This is a genomic window from Nonomuraea sp. NPDC050022 (assembly GCF_044460705.1).
Taxonomy (GTDB): Bacteria; Actinomycetota; Actinomycetes; order Streptosporangiales; family Streptosporangiaceae; genus Nonomuraea.
The window spans coordinates 181,153-199,306 of the sequence record NZ_JBITKE010000003.1 but is presented as its reverse complement, the minus strand read 5'-3'; the positions used below and the strand labels follow the sequence as shown (position 1 = coordinate 199,306).

Sequence of the window (18,154 nt, the reverse complement as noted above, 5' to 3'; positions counted from 1 at the left end):
CTATCGTCCCGGCCAGTACGGGCTGAGCAGGTCGAACTGGTTCGGCAGACCGAGCAGGTAGCGTGCGTCGTCGGTGTCGTAGAGCAGCTTGAACTCGCGTGGCAGATAGAGGCTGAAGAGCCGGGCCCGGGACGCGGAGGAGCCGGCGGCGTCGAGGATCCCGTTGGCCGCCATGCGCCCGGCCTCGTTGCCGCCCTCCATGGTGGCGAGGTTGATGCTGTTGCGGACGAAGTCGGCGGCGAGGAACAGGTTGGGGATCTGTGTCGTGGCGCTGGGGCGGTTGGTCCAGGACGCGGGCGTGTTGATGAGCAGCGGCTCGTCGTTGGCCACCGCCGAGGTGGCCTCGCCGGTGATCGCCGGATCCACGAACCAGGACCGTACGATCGAGTCGGGCAGCAGCGCCGCACCACCGGGCAGGGCCGCGCGGACCTGGGCCAGGACCTCCTGGACGATCTCCGGCCGGGTGCACTGCCGGGCGGTCTTGCCGAACAGGACGCCGGGAGTGCTCCAGTCCGAGAGGTCGAGGGACAGGCAGTCGGTGACCGTGCCGTCCCCGTAGCTCGTCGCGAAGTCGCCGCGCCAGAACTGTGCCTGAGCCGACCTTGAACTGCACGCCGAGGCTGGTGAGGTAGCCGATCCAGGGGGTGAGCCAGACATCGTTGGACGGACGGCCGAGCACCCGGTCGGGCGGACCGTACGGGCCGAGGCCGAGCCCGCTGTAGACCAGCGCCTCGAACATCAGGCCCATTGTTCGGGTGTTGGCCTTGTTCGGCTGGGCCGCGACCAGGGACGCGGTGAACAGCCTGACCAGCAGATCCCGATCTTCCTGCGACATGATGCTCGCCTTGATGAAGTCGGCGAAGCCCATGTTCTCCCACTGGCCGAGCCGCCGGCGCGGGCCGCTGGTGACGAAGGTGACGAGCTTGGAGGCGAAGAACTCGACCTGCGGCGGCGGGACCGTCGTCACGGCCGTGAGAGCGCTGCGTAAGTAGTCCCTGATCGCGTCGGGAGTGAGGACTCCGCCGATGTTGCCCGGCACCGGGACGCGTAACTCCTTCCCCTTGTACGCGATCACCTCCAGGCTCGCCGGGACCAGGTTGTCGCGTACGGTGCCGCTGCCGGTGCCGTACGGGATGCGGCTCATGGTGTCGGGCAGGTTCTGGTAGAAGCCGGGGAAGAACCGGAAGCCGTGCTCGCCCGGCAGGTCCTGCCTGCCTCCGGTGCCGGTGCCCGGGACGGGGATGCTCCTGGACTTGCCGCCCAGGGCCTTGCGCTCGTACACGGTGACCTGGAATCCGCGTTCGGCCAGTTCGTGCGCGGCGCTCAGCCCGCCCATGCCGGCGCCGAAGACGGCCACGCTCTTGCCCGCGGCGCGCACCAGGGACGGCGCCGCCGCCTTGGCCGCCGAGGTGCCCCACAGGGGGCCGGTCGCCGCGGCCATCGCGCCCGTGACGAAGCTCCGGCGCCCGATCTTGTTCCGGTTCTCTTGCTGGCCCACGACGGAACCTCCCGCCTAACCGACACACCTGTTGGTTGAGTTAGGCGAACGATGAACGCGCGGCTCACGTCTGTCAATACGTGAACGTGAGCGTCACTTCCGGGGCACGCGAAGGCTCAGCGAACGTGCCGGTGCCAGGATCGTGAAGGCTCAGTGAGTGTCGGTGCCGGGGAGTTGCGACAGCCCGTTCCACACCACGAGCATGGCGGCGTCCACGAGTTCGTCCCGTGAGACCGAGGGGTGTCGCGCCCACCACTGGGCCAGGCCGTCGGTGCCCGAGATCAGCAACTCCACCACCGCCTGGGCGGCCTCGGTCTCGGGGTCGAGGCCGAGTCGGCGCAGGTCACGCCCGAGCATCACGGCCACCGAACGTGTGCGGGTCTCCCTGATGCCCCAGCGCACGGCCTTGATCTCGGGGTCGTCCTCGTCGGTGTGGTCGAACAGCAGGCGGCGCGCGGCGGAGTTGGCCTCGGCGAAGCTGAAGTAGGCGTTCAGCGTGGCCCGCAGCCGCCGGTTGGGCGAGCCCGAGCCGGTGATCCGGGCGCCGACATGCTCGACGAGCAGGGCGTTCTGCTCCTGCAGCACCGTGATCAGCAGCACCCGCTTGGACGGGAAATGGTCGTACAGGACCGACCGTGTCACCCCTGCCGCGATGGCGATCTCCTCCATCGCCGTGGCGTGGTAACCCCGGGTGGCGAAGACCTCCAGAGCCGCCTCGACGATGCGGGCTCGGCGGGCCGAGCCCGGCATGCGCTTCTTCAGCTCCTTGCTCGCCATGCCGTGCACACTACCGTCCGGCCGGCCGTTGACTCCGGACTTCGGGCCGCTTACCGTCCAATTAACCGACACACCAGTCGGTTAGCGGACTGTCCGCGAGGAGGCCCGATGGCCGAGCAGGCCGACGTCGTCATCGCCGGGGCACGCTGCGCGGGCTCGGCGGTGGCCACCGCCCTCGCCAGGGCGGGGCGTCGGGTGATCGTGGTGGATCCGGTCCGGTTCCCCGCCACGACGGTCTCCACCCACCTGCTCTTCGCCGGGGGTGTCGCGGAGCTGGCCCGCATCGGCGCGCTCGAACGGGTCGAGAAGATCGGCGCGCCGCGACTCTCGCGCGCCTTCATCGGCGGCCCCGGCCACGCGGCCGACGGCTCCTACACGCCGATCGACGGGATCGACTACGGCCTGTGCGTACGGCGCGCGCCCCTCGACACGGCCCTCGCCGAAACCGCGCGCGAGGCCGGGGCGGAGATCAGGCACGGACATCGCGTCACCGGCATCATCTGGCGGGACGGCCGCGCGATGGGCGTGCGCGTCCGCGACCAGAGCGGGCGCGGGTCCCACCGGAGCGCTCGCGGGTCCGACGAAGGCGGTCAGGAGTACGAGATCAGCGCCGATCTCGTCGTCGGCGCGGACGGTCGCCGCTCGACCGTCGCGCGGCTGGTCGGTGCCGAGCGTCCGCGCATCGCCCACGCCAACGGCCGGGCCTGCTACTACGCCTACTACGAGGACCCGCACCCGGAATGGCGCTCCACCGCCGCCATGTGGCTGACCGGCCGCGAGCTGGGCAACGCCTTCCCCTGCGACGGAGGGTTGTCGCTGGTGCTGCTGATGCCGCCGGTCGAGCGCGTCGCGGATTTCCGGGGGGACCTGGAGGCGGAGTTCGAGCGGACCGTGGGTCTCATCCCGGGGCTGGCCGCGCGCCTGGCGGGTTGCCGCCGGAGCACGAGGATCGTCAGCTCCGCCGAACACCCGTCGTACTTCCGCCGCTCGGCGGGCCCCGGCTGGGTCCTGGCCGGCGACGCGGGGCACTTCAAGGATCCCGTCACGGCCCAGGGCATCCGCGATGCCGTACGGTTCGGGCGGCTGCTGGGCGAGGGTGTCGCGTCCGTGCTGGACGACCCCGCCGCGCTCGACCGAGCCACCCGCGCGTGGGAACGCACCCGCGACGCGCAGTGCGTGGACACCTACCACTGGACGAACCTGCTCAGCCGCGGTGACGGCCTGGCGCACGTACAGTTCGAGCTGCTCCGCGCGCTGACCGAGCGGCCGGACGGCGTCCGACGCGTCCTCGACGTCTACTCCCGGATCCGCGACCCGCGCGAGACGCTCGCCCTGCCCGGTCTGCTCAAGGCGACCACCCGCGCGCTCTGGAGCGGCGCCGGCGCACGACCCGCCATCGTCCGGGCGGTCGGGGACACCCTCCTCGAACTCGCCGGTCACCGGGCGGAGGCCAGACGGCTGCTGACCGGTGGGGTGGCAGCCGTCCGGCCGTGAGCCCCGGTCTCCACCACTCCTCAGCTGCATGATCCAATTAGGGTTGACACGAATCTGGCGACCAGGTCATCCTGATCCGCGGCGTGCCCAGAAACTCGCAAAACTCAACAATCGGCAGGCGCGACAATGACGTCAGATGCATCACCCTTAGCATCTGTTCTGCAGCTTTATCAGGACCAGCTGTCCAGGGCCCCAGAAAGGGTCGCTGTTTCGGCCGGTCAAGAACATCTCACCTACCGAGAGTTAGATCGCCTCGCGAACGGCGTCGCCGCTCAACTGCTTCGTCTCACGATGACCGGGCAGCCCTGGGTGGCCGTGCTCGCGGGCCGGTCGATCCGGCTGGTCGCGGGCCAGCTGGGTGCGATGAAGGCGGGCCTCGCCTTCGCGCCGATCGACCCCGCCACGCCCGCCGAGCGGATCCGCGCCATGCTGGCGGGAGCCGCGGCCGTGGTCACGGCGCCGGAGTGGAGAGCTCTGGTCCCCGACGGTATCCCCGTGATCGACACGTCCGACGTGGCGGATGCGTCACCCCTGCCGGACGTCAAGCCCGGCGACCTCGCCTACGTCATCCACACCTCCGGCTCCACGGGGACTCCCAAGGGCGTGCTCGTCCCGCACCGCGCGCTGGCCAACCTGATCAGCTGGTCGCACGAGACCTTCGGGATCGGCGGCCGGGCCCCGCTGCTCACCAGCCCCAACTTCGACCCGTCGGTCTGGGAGATCTGGACGTACCTGACCGCGGGCACCACGATGGTCATCCCCAGCGAGCGGACCAGGCTCTCCCTGCCCGCGTTGCGCGACTGGATCGTGGATCAGGAGCTGACCACCTGCTACGCGCCCACGCCCATCGCTGAAGGGCTGCTCGGCCTGTCCTGGCCGGAGGAGACCACGCTGGCGACGCTGAGCACCGGCGGCGACCGGCTCACCACGTATCCGAGTCCCGAGCTGCCCTTCCGGCTGATCAACCTCTACGGCCCGGCGGAGTGCGCCGTCAACGCGATCGCCGGCGAGGTGCCGGTCGCCGACGGCCAGACCCGCCCGCCCGCGCTCGGCTCGCCGCTGCCCGGCGTCACCGTCCACCTGCTGGACGAGGCGATGCGGCCGGTCGAGGAGGGCGAGATCTACCTCGGCGGCGTCTGCGTCGGCCTGGGCTACCTCGACCGGCCCGACCTCACGGCCGAGCGCTTCGTCCATGACCAGGACGGACAACTCCTTTACCGCACCGGCGACTTGGCCCGCCGTGATCAGGTCGGCCGGATCGAGTTCCTGGGCCGCGCGGACGACCAGGTCAAGATCCGCGGCAACCGGGTGGAGCTCGGCGAGATCGAGACCGTGCTCGGCCGGCACCAAGGGGTCCGGGCCGCCACCACCGCCGTCCGCGGCCACGAACTGGTCGCCTACCTCGTGGGCACGGCGAGCGAGCAGGAGGCACGCGCCCACCTGCGCAGGTACCTGCCCGACTACATGATCCCCACCGCCTGGGTCTTCCTGGACGAGCTTCCACTGACCCATAACGGCAAGGTGGATCGCGCCGCGCTGCCCGACCCGGTCCGCGAGCCCCGCTCCATCACGCCGCCCAGCACCGCCACCGAACAGCTGCTCGCCGAGCTCTGGCAGGACGTCCTCGACGCCGGGCCGATCGGCGCCGACGACGACTTCCTGGCGCTGGGCGGCCAGTCGCTGCTGGCGATGCGCATCGCCGCCCGCGCCTGCGGCAGGCTGAACAAGTGGGTCGAGCCCCGGATGCTCTTCGAACATCCCACGCTCGCCGCGCTGGCCCGCGCGATCGACGACCTGCCGCGGATGACGTCGGTGACCGCCGCAGAAGGCGGGCTCACGCCCGCGCAGCGCCGGCTCTGGTACATCGACCAGGTGGCGTCCGGCGCGCAGTACAACGTGCCCATCCTGTACGCCCTGGACGGCCCCCTCGACACCGGCCGCCTGCAGCACGCGATCAACGAGATCGTGCGCCGGCATCCATCTCTGCGCACCCGTTACGAAGAGCGCGACAGCCAGCCGGTGCCCATCGTCGTCGAGCCGGCCGACGCGCTCATCACGATGAAGGTCATGGACGCCACCCCGCGTGGCGCGACCGCGCTGGCCCAGCACGCCGCCCGCGACCCCTTCGACCTGCGCAACGGTCCCGTGCTGCGGGCGCTGCTGCTCCGGCTCGCCGACGACCGGCACCGGCTGCTGGTGACCGTGCACCACATCGCCTTCGACGGCTGGTCGGCCGGGGTCTTCCTGGACGAGCTGGCCCGCCTCTACACGGGGGAGAGCCTGCCCGCGCCGATCGCGCCGTACGGGCGCAGGCAGGGCCTCGATGGCCTGCCGTACTGGCGGAAGGTCCTGGAGTCCGCGCCCGAGCGGCTGGGGCTGCCCGCCGACCGCCCGGGATCGACGGGGCCGCTGCGGCCCGGTGGCCGGGTCCGGGCCACGCTGCCGGACGGGCTGCTCGCCGAGGTGGAGTCGCTGGGCAGGAGCGCCGGGGCCAGCCCGTTCATGGTGCTGTTCGCGGCCTTCCAGGCGTTGCTGTACCGCTACAGCGGCCAGGACGACCTCGTGACGGGCGTGCCGTTCTCCGGCAGGGAGGCGCCGGGCGCGCACTCCGTGATCGGCTTTTTCGTGGAGACGCTGCCGATCAGGACCGGCCTGTCGGACGACCCCTCCTTCGAGCGCCTGCTGGCACAGGTGCGGGCGACGGTCCTGGCCACGCCCACGGACGTGCCGCTTGAGGACATCGTCCGGGAGCTCTGCCCCGACGGCCGGCCGCCCTTCGACGTGATGTTCGCGATGCAGGAGCCGCCGGAGGTCAAGCGGGGCGACGGAGTGACCTTCCGGATGCTCGAGGAGGTGGAGAACGGCGGCGCCAAGGCCGACCTGGTGCTCTACGCCGAAGGGCGCGAGATGAGCCTGGAGTTCGCCGCCGACCTGTTCGAGCGCGCCACCGCGGAGCGTCTGCTGGGACATTACCTGCGCGTCCTGGAGCAGGTGGCGGCCGACCCGGCCGCGCCGATCTCCACGCTGCTCGCCCGGGAGCACGAGCCCGCCGGTCGCGGTCCCGACCAGTGCCTGCACCGGCTCTTCGAACAGCAGACGGACAGGACGCCCGACGCGGTCGCCGTCGAGTTCGACGGCGCCGCCCTCACCTATGACGAGCTCGACCGGCGGGCCAACCAGCTGGCCCACCTGCTGCGCGGGCTGGGAGTGGGCCCGGAGGTGCCGGTCGCCCTGCACGTACGGCGCTCGCTCGACCTGCCCGTGGCGATCCTCGGCATCCTGAAGTCCGGCGGCGCGTACGTACCGCTCGACCCCTCCTACCCCGAGGGACGCCTCACCCAGGTGCTCGGCCGGGTCGACACCCCGGTCCTGGTGACGCACCAGGCCCTGGCCGGCGCACTGCCGCACGAGCGGCCCGTCCACGTCGACACCGACCTCGACGGCCGGCCGGAACACCGGCCCGACAGCGGCGTCACGCCCGACGACCTGGCCTACATCCTGTTCACCTCGGGCTCGACCGGTCAGCCCAAAGGCGTGGCGATGCCGCACCGCCCGGTCGCCAACCTCATGGCCTGGCACAGCGGTACGTACCGGAGCCTGCAGTTCACCGCGCTCGGCTTCGACGTCTCGGTGCAGGAGATCTTCAGCACCTGGGCGTACGGCGGGACGCTGGTCATGGTCAGCGACGAGGTGCGGCGCGACCCGGCCGCCCTGCTCGACCACATCGCCAGGACCCGGGTGGAGCGGATCTTCCTGCCCTTCGTGGCGCTGCAGTCGCTGGCCGGCGCCGGGATCGAGCCGCCCGCCACGCTGCGCGAGGTGATCACCGCCGGCGAGCAGCTCCAGGTCACCCCGCAGCTAGAACGGTTCATCAGGCCGTGGATGACGCTGCACAACCAGTACGGCCCCACCGAGGGTGCGATCATCGACATCGCCCACACGCTCACCGGCCCGCCGGAGAGCTGGCCGCGGCTGCCGCCCATCGGCAGGCCGGTCACCGGCATCCAGACGCCGATCCTGAACCGCCTGGGCCACGAGGCGCCCGACGGCGTCCCCGGCGAGCTGCACCTCGGCGGCGCCTGCCTGGCCAGGGGCTACTACAACCAGCCCGAGCTGACCGAGGAACGGTTCATCACCTGGCGGGACGGGCGCCGGCTCTATCGGACCGGGGACCTGGCCCGTCGCGACGGGGCGGGCGAGATCGAGTTCCTGGGGCGCGCGGACGACCAGGTCAAGATCCGCGGTTACCGGGTCGAGCCCGGCGAGATCGCCGCGGTGCTGGCCGGGCACCCCGCCGTCCGCGAGGCGTTCGTCATGGTCCGGGACGGCGGCCTGGTGGCCTACGTGGTCGCCGACGGCAGCCCCGAGTTACGCCCTTACCTGGCCGAACGGCTGCCCGAGTACATGGTGCCGAGCACATTCGTCACACTCGACTCCTTGCCGGTGAGCCCCGCGGGCAAGGTGGACCGGCAGGCCCTGCCGGAGCCCGGCCGCAGCGCGCGGGTCGTCACGGCTCCGGCCACACCGGTGGAGCAGGCCATCGCGGCCATCTGGCAGGAGGTGCTGGGCGGGCCCGTCGGGCGGCACGACAACCTGTTCGATCTGGGCGGCAATTCGCTCAACGCCACCCAGATCGCCTCCCGGGTGCGCGAGGCGCTGGAAGTGCAGGTGCCGCTGCGGACGCTCTTCGCCCACCCGACCGTCGCCGAGCTGGGGGCGCAGCTCACGTCGCCGGACGTGGAGGCGGCCGCGGAGCTCTATCTGATGGTCGCCGCGTATTCGGACGAAGAGGCCGAGGCTCTGCTGCGCTCGATGGAAGGTAATCAATGAGCCTGTCAGCCCAGCAGCGCCAGCTCCTGGAAGCGTTACGCAAGAAGAAACAGCGGCAACAGACCGAACGGCCCAGGCCCGACCGGCTGCCGATGTCCTTCACCCAGCTGCGCGCCTGGTATCTGGACAAGATGGCGCCGGGCGCCGCGCACTATCTCATCCCGCTCGCCTTCCGCGTCGAGGGCCCGCTCGATCGCGAAGCGCTGCACCGGGCGCTGAACGCCCTGGTGGCCAGGCACGAGAGCCTGCGCACCACGTTCGCCATGGACGAGGACGGCCCGTACCAGATCGTGGCCGACTCGCTCACGGTCGACCTGGCGGACGTCGAAGACGGCACGCCGATGGACCTGACCACCGGCCCGCTCATCCGCGCCCACCTGGTGCGCGAGGGCGCGGAGCAGCATGTCCTGCACCTGTTACTGCACCACATCGTCGCCGACGCGTGGTCGCTGGACGTGCTCCGCCGGGAGCTGAGCGCGCTCTACAACGGCCAGGAGCCGCCGGCGCTGTCCCAGCAGTATCCCGACTACGCGATCTGGCAGCGGGAGAAGGACTACAGCGGGGATCTGGCCTACTGGCGCGAGCGGCTGGCGGGCGCGCCGCCGTTCACCGAGTTACGGACGGACCTGCCGCGGCCCGCCGTCCAGACGTACGCGGGCGCCGAGCTGCCCTTCTCCCTCGACCTTCCGCGCGAGGAGTTCGCGGCCTACTGCCGCGGCCTGGGCGCCACGCCGTACATGGTGCTGTTCGCCGCCTACCTGGTGGTGCTCTCGCGCCGCTCCGGCCGGCAGGACCTGGTGGTGGGCACGCCCATCGCCAACCGGGACCGGATCGAGTACGAGGGCCTGATCGGGTTCTTCACCAACACCCTGGCCATCCGCGCCGACCTGTCGGGCGAGCCGTCGTTCGCCGAAGTGGTCGAGCGGGTCAAGGAGGCGGTGCTCGACGCCCACGACCACCAGGGGATGCCGTTCGAGCGGCTGGTGGAGGAGCTCAACCCGGAGCGCCGCCTGGACCGTACCCCGGTGTTCCAGACGATGTTCAACATGCTGCCCGAGGCCACGGCGGCGCTGGACCTGGCCGGCCTGACGGTCACCTCCGTCGAGATCCCCGAGCACACGGCCAAGTTCGACCTGACCGTGGGCGTCCGCGAGACGCTGGACGGGCTCGTGGAGTACAACACGGACCTGTACCACGCCGGCACGATCCGCGGCCTGGTCGCCGACCTCCAGCAGGTGCTGGCCGGGGCGATGAGCGGGGACGAGACGCCGAGGGAGCTGCCGCGCCGCGAGATCTCCCAGCTCGTCACCCGGGCCTGGCGCGAGGCGCTGGGCACCGACGCCTTCGGCCCCGACACCAACTTCTTCGAGGTGGGCGGCCATTCGCTGCTGGTCCTAGAGGTGCACGAGCGGCTGCGCAAGCGGTTCAGCCTGACGGTCACCGACCTGTTCAGGTACCCGACGATCGCCTCGCTGACGGCCTACCTGAGCGACGACGGCCCGGCCCCGGCGGCGGTCTCGACCACCGCGCCCGCCGCCGACGGCGCGCTCGCCATCGTCGGCATGGCCTGCCGCTTCCCCGGCGCCACCGGCCCCGAGGAGTTATGGGCGGCGATCCGCGACGGCGTGGAAGCCGTCCAGGACTTCACCGACGAGGAACTGCTCGCCGACGGCGAGGACCCCGACCGGCTTTCGGACCCCGCCTACGTCAGGTCGGGTACGGTGCTGGACGGCATCGACCTGTTCGACGCCACGCTGTTCGAGTTCACCCCGCGCGAGGCCGAGATCCTCGACCCGCAGCAGCGGCTGTTCCTGGAGAGCGCCTGGGAGGCGCTGGAGGACGCGGGCTGCGACCCCGCCCGCCACCCGGGCCAGATCGGCGTCTTCGCCGGCTCGGCGATGAGCAGCTACCTCATCGAGAACCTGCTGGCCGCGCCGGACGTGCTCAAAGCGGTCGGCGACTACCAGGTCATGCTCGGCAACGACAAGGACTCCCTGCCCACCCGCACCTCCTACAAGCTCGACCTGCGCGGGCCGAGCATCAGCGTCAACACCGCCTGCTCCACCTCGCTGGTCGCGCTCCACCTGGCCAGGCAGAGCCTGATCGCGGGAGACTGCGACGTCGCGCTGGCCGGGGCGGTGCGGGTCAACGCCTGGACCCGGCGCGGCTACGTCTACCAGAGCGGCGGGATCGGGTCGCCGGACGGCCACTGCCGGCCCTTCGACGCCGAGGCCCGGGGCACGATCGGCGCCAGCGGCGTCGGCGTCATCGTGCTCAAGCGGCTGGAAGACGCCATCGCCGCGGGCGACACCATCCACGCCGTCGTACGCGGCTCCGCGGTCAACAACGACGGCACCAGGAAGGTCGGCTACACCGCGCCGGCCGTGGACGGCCAGGCCGAGGTCATCACCGCGGCGCTCGCCTCGGCCGGCGTCGACCCCGGCACGATCGGCTACATCGAGGCGCACGGAACCGGCACCGCGCTCGGCGATCCCATCGAGGTCGCGGCGCTCTCCCAGGTCTTCACCGGCGATCGGCGGATCGCCCTGGGCTCGATCAAGTCCAACATCGGCCACGCCGACGCCGCCGCCGGGATGGCCGGGCTGATCAAGACCGTACTGGCGCTCAAGCACCGCACGCTGCCGCCCACGGTCAACTTCGCGACGCCCAACCCGCGCATCGACTTCAGCCCGTTCTACGTGCCCACCGCCAGCGCGGAGTGGCCGCAGGGGCCGGGGCCGCGCAGGGCGGGCGTCAGCGCCTTCGGGATGGGCGGCACCAACGCCCACGTCGTGCTGGAGGAAGCACCCGCACCCGCACAGCTCCCCGCCGCACAGTCCCTCGCCCCGCTGGAGCCCCTCGCCCCGTCGGCGACCGGCCCGCACCTGCTCATCCTGTCGGCGGCCAGTGACTCGGCGCTGGGGGAGACGGCCACGCGACTCCGCGCCCACCTGCGCGCGCGTCCGGACACGGATCTGGGTGACGTCGCCGCCACACTCAGGCACGGCCGCCGTCAGCTGCGGCACCGCGCCATCCTGGTCGCCGAGGACCACGAGTCGGCGCTGGACGCCGAGCTCGTCACGGGCGAGTCACGCCCCCGCGAGGTCGCCTTCGTCTTCCCCGGCCAAGGCGCGCAACGCCGGGGGATGGGCTCGGGCCTGTACCGATCGGAGAGCGTCTTCCGCGCCACCGTCGACGCCTGCTCCGGCATCCTTGAGCCGTACCTCGGCCTCGACCTGCGCGAAGTCCTGTACGGCGAGGCCGGCGACCTCGACCAGACCTGGCTCACCCAGCCCGCGCTCTTCGTCACGGAGTACGCCTTCGCCCGCGCGCTGATCGAGCGCGGCGTCCGCCCGGCGATGATGGCCGGGCACAGCATCGGCGAGTACGTCGCCGCCTGCCTGGCCGGGGTCTTCACCCTGGAGGACGCCCTGCGCCTGGTCGCCGCGCGCGGCCGCCTGGTGCAGAGCCTGCCCCCTGGCTCGATGCTGGCCGTGCCGCTGCCCGAGTCCGAGGTGGGTGACCTGCTCGGCGCGGATGTCTCACTGGCGGCGGTCAACACCCCCGAAATGTGCGTCCTGGCCGGGCCGGAGGGGGCCATCGCGGAGGTCAAGCGGCGGCTGGAACGGCAGGATGTCGCCTGCCGCACGCTGCGCACCTCCCACGCCTTCCACTCCGCCATGCTGGACCCGGTGCTCGACGCCTTCGCCGCCGAGGTCGCCTCGGTGCAGCTGGGCACGCCCGAGCTGCCGTACCTGTCCAACGTCACTGGCGGCTGGGCCTCCGGCGCCGAGACCAAGGACCCCGCCTACTGGGTGCGCCATCTGCGGGAGACCGTGCGGTTCGCCGACTGTGCCCGCGCCCTCGTGGCGGCCGACGCCGCGGTGGTGGAGGCGGGGCCGGGCCGTACCCTGACCACCCTGGTACGCCGACAGGGCGGCCAGGCGACGGTCGCCACCCTCGCCCCCGCCCCCGCCCCCGCCCTCGCCTCCGCCGAGCCGGAGAGCGGGCGGACCGCCCTGCTGGAGGCCGTCGGGCGGCTGTGGGTGCACGGCGCCGACGTCGACTGGACGGCGTTCGGCCCATCGGGCAGGCGGGTGCCGCTGCCCACGTATCCGTTCGAGCGGCGCCGCTACTGGATCGGGCCGCGTACCCGGCGCTTCGAGGTCGCGGCCGCGCCGGTGGCGGAGGCGGTCCAGGAGCTCGACGTGGTCGCCGCCGTCTGGCGGGACGTGCTCGGCCTGGCGCCCACCGGACCGGAGGACGACTTCTTCGACCTGGGCGGCGACTCCCTCGTGGCCACCCAGCTCGCCTCCCGCCTCGGCCTGCCCATCGAGGCGGTCTTCGACCACCCCACGCTGGGCGGCCAGCGGGCGCTCGTCGCCTCTGCGGCCTCCCGTGAAGCGATCCCGGTTGGCGAGGAGCCCGCGCCCGTCTCGTTCATCCAGCGGCGCATGTGGTTCATCGACGAGGTGCACGGCTCGGCCGCCTACGCCGTGGCCACGGCGCTGGACCTGCGCGGCGAGCTGGACGTGGCGCGGCTGCACGAAGCCCTGCGCGAGCTGGTGCGGCGGCACGAGTCACTGCGGACCGTCTTCCGCGCCCCGGACGGCGAGCCGGTGCCGGTGGTGCTGCCCGCGGGGGAGACCCCGCTGCCGGTCGAGGACTGCGGCGACGCCGAGCGGGCGCTGAGCGCGGCCGCGACCGAGCCGTTCGACCTGGCGCACGGGCCCCTGTTCCGCGCCCGGCTGCTGCGGCTCGCCCCGGATCACCACGTTCTGTCGCTCAACTTCCACCACATCGTCGTGGACGGCTGGTCGATCACCTTGCTGAGGAGCGAGCTGGTCGCGCTGTACAACGGCGAGACGCTGCCCGAACCGCGGGTCAGATACCGCGACTACGCGCGCTGGCAGCGGGAGCAGGTCGCCGACCTCGGCTTCTGGAAGGAGCGGCTGCGCGGCATTCCGCACAGCCTGGACCTGCCCACGGACCGGCCACGCCCGCCGATGCAGACCTTCGAGGGGGCGGTCGCCACCCACGTGCTGCCCGTCGAGCTGGCCCAAGGACTGCGGAAGCTGAGCCAGGAACGCGGCGCCACGCTCTACATGGCCCTGCTGACCGCGCTCCACACACTGCTGTACCGCTACAGCGGCCAGGAGGACATCTGCGTCGGCTCACCGGTGGCCGGGCGCACCCGCCCCGAGCTCGAAGGCATCGCGGGCTGCTTCATCAACACCCTGGTCATGCGGGCCCAGATGGACGGCGGCCTGCGCTACACCGAACTCCTGGCGCAGGTACGCGAATACGCGCTGGGCGCGTACGCCCATCAGGACGTGCCGTTCGAACGCCTGGTGGAAGAGCTCAACCCGCCCAGGGACCTGTCGCGCAACCCGCTCTTCCAGGTGCTGTTCAACCTGCTCAACCTGCCCAAGAGCGACCTGGACATGGCCGGGCTGGCCGTCGGGGAGCTGGCCGTGGAGGTCGGCACCGCCCAGGTGGACCTGGTGCTCTACGTCAACGAGCAGGACGACGAGCTGGAGTGCAGGCTGGAGTACAACACCGCGCTCTACGACCCCGGCACCGTCCAGCGGCTGCTCCGGCACTACGAGGCCCTGCTGTCCGCGATCGTCGCGGCGCCCGAGACCACGCTGTCCGAGCTGGACTTCCTCACCGGTGAGGAGCTGGCCGAGCAACTGGACAGCCAGGACGTCGAGGTGCCCGACCTGTGCGTCCACGAGCTGGTGGAGGCACAGGCCGACCGGACGCCCGACGCCGTGGCCGTCAGCTTCGAGGGCGCCTCACTGACGTACCGGGAGCTGGACGGGCAGGCCAACCAGGTCGCCGGGCGGCTGCGCGCGGCGGGGGTGGGGCCCGAGACGCTGGTGGGTGTCGCGATGGAGCGCTCGGCCACGATGCTGGTCACTCTGCTCGGCGTGCTGAAGGCGGGCGGCGCGTACGTGCCGCTCGACCCGATGTACCCGCAGGACCGTCAGGACTACATCCTGGACCACTCCGGCATCGGCGTCCTGGTCACCGAGCGCGAGCTCGCCGGGCGCTACACCGGCTTCCAGGGGGAGCTCATCCTGACAGATGAGGGTTTCTCGGGCGAGAGCCCGGAACGGCCGCCCGCCCTGGCCGCCCAGGAGAACCCTTGCTACGTCCTGTACACCTCCGGCTCCACCGGACGGCCCAAGGGCGTGCGCGTCCAGCACTCCTCGGTGGTCAACTTCCTCACCTCCATGAGCCGCGAGCCCGGCCTGACCGGCCAGGACACGCTCCTGGCCGTCACGACGACCGCCTTCGACATCTCGGTGCTGGAGCTGTTCCTGCCGCTCACGGTCGGCGGCCATGTGCTGATCGCGAGCCGCGAGGCGGCCTACGATCCGCTGCGGCTGGCCGCCCTGCTGGACGGCGCGACGGTCATGCAGGCCACTCCGGCGACCTGGCGGCTGCTGCTGTCGTCGGGCTGGGCGGGCAAGCCGGACCTGAAGGCCCTGTGCGGCGGCGAGGCGCTGCCCGCCGACCTGGCCGCCGACCTGCGTGGCCGGGTGGCCGAGCTGTGGAACATGTACGGCCCGACCGAGACCACGATCTGGTCCACCCTCACCCGGGTCACCGACGGGCCGATCACCATCGGCCACCCGATCGCCAACACGCAGATCCACCTGCTCGACGCCGCGATGCAGCTGGTGCCCACCGGTGTGGTCGGCGAGCTCTACATCGGCGGGGCGGGCCTGGCCCGCGACTACCTCGGCCAGCCCGAACTGACCGCTGAACGCTTCATCACCTGGCGCGACGGGCGCCGGCTCTACCGGACCGGTGACCAGGCCCGCCGCCGGGCCGACGGCTCGATCGAGTTCCTCGGCCGGGCAGACGGCCAGGTGAAGGTGCGCGGCTACCGGATCGAGCTGGGCGAGATCGAGTCGCTGCTGCTGGCGCATCCCGCGGTCCGCGAGGGGGCCGTGGTGGTGCGTGGCTCGGACGATGACAAGAGCATCGCCGCCTACTTGGCCGCCGACGGCGAGCACGACTGGCGCGAATACCTCCGGCGCAAGCTGCCCGACTACATGATCCCCTCGGCGTTCGTGCTGCTGGACGCGCTGCCGCTCACCCCGAACGGCAAGGTGGACCGCAAGGCGCTGCCCGAGCCGGTCGCCCAGGCACGCGCTGAGGGCGCGGCGCCGCGGACCCCGGCCGAGGTCAAGCTGGTCGAGCTCTGGACGGCGATCCTGGGCGTGAAGGGGATCGGGATCGACGACGACTTCTTCGCGCTGGGCGGCGACTCCTTCAAGGCCGTACGCGCCGTACGGGACTCGGGGATCCAGGCGACCGTGCTGGACCTCTTCAAGAACCCCACCATCCGCACATTCGCCACACTCGACGGATCATCCCGAAATATCGGGTTATTGCATGAACTGACGCCGCCACGATCCGCGGCCGCGCTGACCCTGGTCTGCGTGCCGTTCGCGGGCGGCGGCGCGATCACGTATCAGCCGCTGGCCTCGGCGCTGCCCGAGCACATCACCATGCTCGCGCTGCAGCCGCCGGGCCACGAGACCGGCAACCCCGGCGAGCCCGTGCTGCCCTTCCACGAGCTCGTCGAGGGCTGCGTCAAGGAGATCAAGGAGAAGGTCGACGGCCCCCTCGCCCTGTACGGCCACTGCATGGGCGGCGCGCTCACCGTCGAGCTGGCGCGCCGGCTGGAGGAGGAAGGCGTCGCCCTGGAGAAGGTGGTCATCGGCGGGCACCTGCCCGCGCCCCGCCTGCCGGGCAAGACCTTCGCCTGGTTCCGCAAGGTCTTCCCGATGGAGCGGTGGACCTCCAAGCGGCAGGCGCTGGAGTTCCTGCGGGCCATGGGCTTCTTCACCGAAGCGCTGGACCCCGCCGAGCGCGACTTCATCATGGGCGTCTTCCTCCACGACACCCAGGAGGGCGAGGACTACTACACCGAGCTCTACCAGGCGCCCATCAAGAAGCTGGCCGCGCCGCTGGTCTGCGTGGTCGGCGAGAGCGACCGCGCCACCGAGCTGTACGAGGAGCGCTTCCGCGAGTGGGAGTCCTTCTCCGACGAGGTGTCGCTGGTGGTGATCCCCAAGGCCGGGCACTACTTCCAGAAGCACCAGGCGCCCGAGCTGGCCGAGATCCTCGATGCCGGGGACCGATCACCGGCGCCGCTGCCGCCCCGTTACCAGCAGGCCAGCCTGAAGACGTTCTTCCTGGTGGCCTTCGGCCAGCTGGTGTCGCTGATCGGCACCGGGCTGACCACGTTCGGCCTGGGTCTGTGGGTCTACCAGCAGACGCGGTCGATCTCGATGTTCGCCATCGTCTCGGTCATGGCGCTGCTGCCCGCCGTCGTGCTGGCGCCGGTCGCCGGAGCCGTGGCGGACCGCTGGAACCGCCGGCTCGTCATGATCACCGCCGACTCGGCGGCCGGGGTCTCCTCCGCCTCGCTGGCCGCCCTGCTGTGGACGGGCGGGCTCCAGCTCTGGCACGTCTACCTCATCGTCGCCGTCGGCGCGGTGTCGACGGCCTTCCACCAGCCCGCCTACATGGCGGCCGTGGCCCAGCTGGTGCCCAAACGCTATTACGGCAAAGCCAGCGGCCTGGCCCAGCTGGGGCAGGCCGCGGGAACCGTACTGGCGCCGTTGCTGGGCGGCGCGCTCGTGGCCGCCATCGGGCTGCACGGCATCATCGTGATCGACCTGTCCACCTTCGCCTTCGCGGTCACCGTGACCCTGGCGGTCCGCTTCCCCAACACGCTGTTCAAGAAGCGGGAGGAGACGTTCTGGCAGGAGATGACGGGCGGCTGGCGCTACATCACCCGCAGGCACGGGCTCCTGGCGATCATCCTGTTCACCTCGTTCCTGAACTTCCCCTTCGCCATGGTCGAGGTCCTGTCCACGCCGCTGCTGCTCAGCCTCACCGACACCCGCGGCCTGGGCATAGCCCTCTCGATGACCGGTATCGGGCTCCTGGTGGGCAGCGTGATCATGACGGTGACCGGGGGCCTGGCCCGCCGCACGTACGGCATCCTCGGCTGCTTCATGGCCCTGGGCCTCTCCTTCGCCGTCATCGGGATCGCGCCCAATCCGGTGCTGCCCGCGATCGGGCTGTTCTTCATCGGGCTGTTCACCGCGCTGCTGAACGCGCACTGGTTCGCCATCGTGCAGCAGAAGGTCGGGCTCGACCTGCAGGGCCGGGTCATCGCCACGAACCTGATGCTCAGCTGGGCCATGGTCCCGGTCGGGTTCCTGCTGGCCGGGCCGCTGGTCGAGCGGGTCTTCGACCCGATCGCCGGCGCCGCGCAGGGCAGGGGGATCGCCCTGCTCACCCTCGTCGCGGGCGCGGTGACCGTGGTGATCGGCCTGGCGGCCTACCGCTACCGGCCGGTCCGCTTCCTGGAGGACGACCTGCCCGACGCGATCCCCGACGCGGTGGTCATCACCGACAAGGACCTGATCCAGCGGGCGGCCGACAAGCAGCTCGTCGCCTGAGCTCTATCCCGGACGGGAAACGCACCACGCTTCCCGTCCGGGATATTGCCGTCCGGGATAT

7 protein-coding genes and 1 pseudogene are annotated in these 18,154 nt (G+C 71.5%); 5 read left to right on the top strand and 3 right to left on the bottom strand.

Annotated features, from left to right (window positions below):
* The gene (locus tag ACIBO2_RS12340) at nt 1–657 is read right to left on the bottom strand and encodes an FAD-dependent oxidoreductase (RefSeq protein WP_397296874.1); all 657 of its coding nucleotides are present in this window, start codon (nt 655–657) and stop codon (nt 1–3) included.
* Nucleotides 658–758: 101 nt separating this feature from the next.
* On the opposite strand from ACIBO2_RS12340, the gene ACIBO2_RS12335 reads away from it, so the two are divergent.
* Together ACIBO2_RS12335 and ACIBO2_RS12330 are read left to right on the top strand one after the other, a co-directional pair.
* The gene (locus tag ACIBO2_RS12335; RefSeq protein WP_397296872.1) at nt 759–992 is read left to right on the top strand and encodes a hypothetical protein; all 234 of its coding nucleotides are present in this window, start codon (nt 759–761) and stop codon (nt 990–992) included.
* 33 nt (nt 993–1,025) lie between these two features.
* Nucleotides 1,026–1,166, top strand: coding sequence for a hypothetical protein (locus tag ACIBO2_RS12330; RefSeq protein ID WP_397296869.1), 141 nt, complete (start codon nt 1,026–1,028; stop codon nt 1,164–1,166).
* A 29-nt stretch (nt 1,167–1,195) separates the two neighbouring features.
* Here the strand turns inward: ACIBO2_RS12330 and ACIBO2_RS12325 are convergent.
* Nucleotides 1,196–1,336 (bottom strand): annotated as a pseudogene (locus tag ACIBO2_RS12325) (NAD(P)-binding protein); the annotation flags it as partial.
* A gap of 312 nt (nt 1,337–1,648) precedes the next feature.
* Complete coding sequence (locus ACIBO2_RS12320; protein WP_358544712.1) at nt 1,649–2,275, bottom strand: TetR/AcrR family transcriptional regulator; 627 nt, start codon at nt 2,273–2,275, stop codon at nt 1,649–1,651.
* 108 nt (nt 2,276–2,383) lie between these two features.
* Here ACIBO2_RS12320 and ACIBO2_RS12315 point away from each other — a divergent pair, with 108 nt between their 5' ends.
* From ACIBO2_RS12315 to ACIBO2_RS12305, 3 genes are all read left to right on the top strand, one after another.
* The gene (locus ACIBO2_RS12315) at nt 2,384–3,769 is read left to right on the top strand and encodes an NAD(P)/FAD-dependent oxidoreductase (RefSeq protein WP_397296865.1); all 1,386 of its coding nucleotides are present in this window, start codon (nt 2,384–2,386) and stop codon (nt 3,767–3,769) included.
* 126 nt (nt 3,770–3,895) lie between these two features.
* Nucleotides 3,896–8,599, top strand: coding sequence for an amino acid adenylation domain-containing protein (locus ACIBO2_RS12310; protein ID WP_397296862.1), 4,704 nt, complete (start codon nt 3,896–3,898; stop codon nt 8,597–8,599).
* Entirely contained in the window at nt 8,596–18,093 is a 9,498-nt protein-coding gene (locus tag ACIBO2_RS12305; protein WP_397296859.1) for an amino acid adenylation domain-containing protein, read from the top strand. The genes ACIBO2_RS12310 and ACIBO2_RS12305 overlap by 4 nt, the downstream gene beginning before the upstream one ends.
* Nucleotides 18,094–18,154: the final 61 nt, after the last annotated feature.

Bases quoted from the DNA above. Each gene is read 5' to 3' on its own strand.
- ACIBO2_RS12340 (WP_397296874.1), bottom strand. From the start codon at position 657: ATGTCTGGCTCACCCCCTGGATCGGCTACCTCACCAGCCTCGGCGTGC.
- ACIBO2_RS12330 (WP_397296869.1), top strand. From the start codon at position 1,026: ATGTTGCCCGGCACCGGGACGCGTAACTCCTTCCCCTTGTACGCGATC.
- ACIBO2_RS12320 (WP_358544712.1), bottom strand. From the start codon at position 2,275: ATGGCGAGCAAGGAGCTGAAGAAGCGCATGCCGGGCTCGGCCCGCCGA.
- ACIBO2_RS12315 (WP_397296865.1), top strand. From the start codon at position 2,384: ATGGCCGAGCAGGCCGACGTCGTCATCGCCGGGGCACGCTGCGCGGGC.
- ACIBO2_RS12310 (WP_397296862.1), top strand. From the start codon at position 3,896: ATGACGTCAGATGCATCACCCTTAGCATCTGTTCTGCAGCTTTATCAG.
- ACIBO2_RS12305 (WP_397296859.1), top strand. From the start codon at position 8,596: ATGAGCCTGTCAGCCCAGCAGCGCCAGCTCCTGGAAGCGTTACGCAAG.